Below are 3,480 nucleotides of genomic sequence, written 5' to 3'. Positions count from 1 at the left end.
CGGTCAGGCGGCGGGGCCCGCGGGGCGGGCCGAGGGAAGGTCCTGGGGTGCGGTTCCCGGAGCCGCCTCCTCCAGGGCTGTCGTGCCCGGCGCCGACCCGCCCGGGGCGCCCTCGGCGGACGGGGCGGCGGCGCGGGCCGGCAGCGTCTCGGGTGCGCGCAGCCAGAAGACCAGAGCCAGCGCGGAGATCGCACCGGTCAGCGCGAACGCCGCCCCGAAGCCGCTCAGCTCGGCGACGGCGCCGGCCAGCACCGGCCCGAGAATGGCCCCCAGGTCGGCGGCCATCTGGAAACCGGCCAGCACCGTGCCGCCGCGAGCCTTGGAGCCGATCACATCGGCGACCGCGGCCGTCATCGGCGGGTTGACCAGGCCGCTACCGATCCCGGTGAGCAGCGAGACGCCCAGGAAGATCGGCAGCGACTCGGTGAACCCGAGCCACGCCATGCCCACCGCCGAGATCACGAGACCAGCCAGGACCGGGGGGCGCCGGCCGCGCCGATCCGCGAACCGCCCCGCGGCCAGCAGCGTCGCCGCGTTGCCGGCGGCGAACACGGCGAGCGCGTACCCGGCCCACGACTCCTGTTGCCGGAGCACCTCGACCACGAACAGCGGGACGAGCGCGACGCGGACCCCGAACACCGCCCAGCCGTTGGCGAAGCTCGCGGCGAGGGCGGCGCGGTAGGTCGGATGGCCGAGCGCACTGCGGAAGGTGGCGGCCGGCATCGCCTCCGGATCGGTGGCCGTGGCCGGCCCGGTCCGGCCCCGCAGCAACAGGCCGGTCAGCACCAGGGCCACGACGAGCGCGACCGCGTAGACCACGAACGGGGCGCGCAGGCTCACCGCGATGAGCAATCCACCGAGCAGCGGGCCCGCGATGTTGCCGAGCAGGAAGCCGGTCGCCCACATCCCCGAGGCCCGGCCGCGCAGGTGGGGCGGGGCCAGCCGGACCAGCAGCGAGATCGCGGAGACGGTGAACATCGTCGAGCCGATCCCGCCCATCCCGCGGAAGATCAGCAACTGCCAGTAGTCCGCGGCGAACGCGGTCGCCCCCGTCGACAGCGCGGACAGGCTCAGCCCGACCACGTACACGCGCAGCTCTCCGAACCGGCCGACCAGCCGGCCGCTGGCCGGGGCGAATCCCAGCCGGAACACCGCGAACAGGCTGACCACCACGGAGGCGGCCGTGACACCCACGTCGAAGCTGCGGGCGAAGGCGGGCAGAGCCGGAGCCACCAGCCCGTATCCGATCGCGATCACGAACGCGGCGGCGACCAGCACCCAGATCTCCCGGGGCAGCCGCTCCGAGCGATCCGCGACGCCGGACCCCGCGCCGGCTGCCTGCGACCCCGAACCGTCGCTCACGCTGACTCCTCTCCTCCGATCGTTAGCGACGCTACGCGGTGAGTCCGGGTTTGCCGCGATCGGACGACGCCCGATTGGATGGACCCGCCCCGGCGGAGCGGGGTTACCCGCGGGCCCGCTCGGGTAGGCCGCCGACATGGCCGATGTCGACGACGAGCTGTGGGACGAGTTCCACCGCGTGGTGAACATGACCTCGCGCGAGCTGCGCGAGTGGATGATGACGCGGTCCGCCGCCGAGGACTCCGAGGTGGAGCCCGACCACGCGGGCACCCCGACCGGCCGCGAGGTGCTCCGCATCCTCGGCAAGCGCCGGACCGACCTCGTCGACGACGACGTGCGCGTGATGCGCAACGTCGTCCAGCGGGTGCACGACCAACGCCGCGACGACCTGGAGCCGACGGCCGGGCAGGACGGCTGGCGGCACCGGCTGATGTCGATCGGGCACGATCCGCTCAAGCCGGCGGGCTGACCGCCCCCGCCACCGCGGGCAGCCGGGCGTCCGGCGACCGCGACCTCGATCAGCTCTGGATGCACGGGGCTCGGGCGTACACCCGTCGATGCGCAGCCCGGACCGCGGCCCGGTAGGCACCGCCGGCGCAGCCGTTGCGGGCGAGCGCGGCTCGGGCGTTGGCGCCGGGCGGTCATCGGGGCGCTGCCCGGGATCTGACCGCGCCGACCCGGAAACGACGACGGGGTCGTGGTCACCGGTGCGGTGACCACGACCCCGTCGGTCGTACTGGTGGAGGTGCCGGGAATCGAACCCGGGTCCTCCGTTGCTTCACAAGGGCTTCTCCGTGCGCAGTCCGCTATGCCTCTACTCGGATCCACCGGTCATGCGAACGTGCCGGTGTGACGATCCCAGTCGCTGTTCGATGTCCCGTGCGGCCCCGCGACCGAGCCGCACGGTGAGTCCCTTAGCTGATGCCGGGGTCCGGGGCAGGGACGCCCCCGGTCCGACAGAGTCGCACTCGCTCAGGCGGCGAGGGCGAACTCGCGCTGACTGGAGTCGGCGCTTATAGGGTTGCGACGCGTGGTTTTCGAGATCATCGTCGCCTTTCTCGGCACGCTTCCCCTTGATCAACAGCCGGAGTCGAAACCGTTCACCCCCTCGACCGCCCGCTTCTGGGCGGCTCGTCAAATATAACGCCATCGGGGCCCGGGATCATTCCGGATCCACCGAACTCGTCAGATCCGCAGCAACCGGGCCGGCGCGTCGTGCAGCACCGAGCGCAGGAAGTCCCTACCGAGCCGGTCGTCGGCGGCGGCCCAGCCGGCGATCGCCTGGATCTGCTGGACGTAGGGGTACGGGATGTTCGGGAAGTCCGTTCCCAGCACCACCCGATCGGCGACGTCGACGAGCCGGGCCGGCCAGTCCGGCGGCAGCGGGGCGATCCGCAGGCTGAACGGGGTCCCGACCATCGTCGTGTCGATGTGCACCCGCTCGAACCGGTGCATCAGGTCCAGCGCGCCGGTGAAGTCGGGCATCCCGGCGTGGGCCAGCACGATGGGCAGCCGGGGGTGCTCGGTGAGCACCTCGGCGAAGATGTCCAGCCCGGTGTGCTCGCCACGGATCGGCCCGTCCCCGCAGTGCACGATCGCCGGCACCCCGGCGTCGGCGAGCAGGCCCCAGGCCGGGCGCAGCAGTTCGTCGCGCGGGTCGAACGCACCGACCTGCACGTGCACCTTGACCGCGCGCGCCCCGGCCTCGACCGCCGCGCCGAGGTAGTCGGCCACGTCGGGCTCCGGGTACAGCGTCGCGGTGGGCACGGCGGCGGGCGTCTCGGCCGCGAACCGCGTGACCCACTCCGTCAGCCAGCGGCCCATGCCCGGCTTGTGCGGGTACACCAGCGGCGCGAACGCGCGGACGCCCAGCTTCTCCAGGGTGGCGACCCGATCCGGTTCGGGCGTGCGGTACTGCACCGGCCACGGCATCCCGTAGTGCGTCTCGGCCGCGTCGAAGTACGCCCAGACCTTGCGCAGCACGGACTCGGGCAGGAAGTGCACGTGCACGTCGACGAGCCCGGGCAGACCCAGGTCGGTCACGTAGCGCGAGACGTCGGAGTCGTCGACGTGCACGTGCACTTCCTGCCCGAGTCCGTGCTGCGCAAGGTCTGGGCG

3 protein-coding genes and 1 other RNA gene are annotated in these 3,480 nt (G+C 73.0%); 1 reads left to right on the top strand and 3 read right to left on the bottom strand.

The window, feature by feature from the left end; all coding sequences use genetic code 11:
• Positions 1-3: 3 nt before the first annotated feature.
• Positions 4-1,362, bottom strand: a complete 1,359-nt coding sequence (locus HF519_RS29560; protein ID WP_312860425.1) for an MFS transporter — start codon at positions 1,360-1,362, stop codon at positions 4-6.
• 136 nt (positions 1,363-1,498) lie between these two features.
• Between HF519_RS29560 and HF519_RS29555 the strand changes: the two genes are divergently transcribed.
• Positions 1,499-1,831 (top strand): DUF3140 domain-containing protein, encoded by a 333-nt coding sequence (locus tag HF519_RS29555; protein WP_169416250.1) that lies wholly within the window; start codon positions 1,499-1,501, stop codon positions 1,829-1,831.
• A gap of 268 nt (positions 1,832-2,099) precedes the next feature.
• Here HF519_RS29555 and ssrA read toward each other — a convergent pair.
• Positions 2,100-2,470: a transfer-messenger RNA gene (gene ssrA / locus HF519_RS29550) on the bottom strand.
• Between the two features lie 77 nt (positions 2,471-2,547).
• Complete coding sequence (locus tag HF519_RS29545) at positions 2,548-3,444, bottom strand: amidohydrolase family protein (RefSeq protein WP_169416249.1); 897 nt, start codon at positions 3,442-3,444, stop codon at positions 2,548-2,550.
• Positions 3,445-3,480: the final 36 nt, after the last annotated feature.

Source organism: Pseudonocardia bannensis (assembly GCF_012911875.1).
Taxonomy (GTDB): Bacteria; Actinomycetota; Actinomycetes; order Mycobacteriales; family Pseudonocardiaceae; genus Pseudonocardia; species Pseudonocardia bannensis.
The sequence above is the reverse complement of the archived record's forward strand: the minus strand, read 5'-3'. Positions and strand labels throughout refer to the sequence as shown.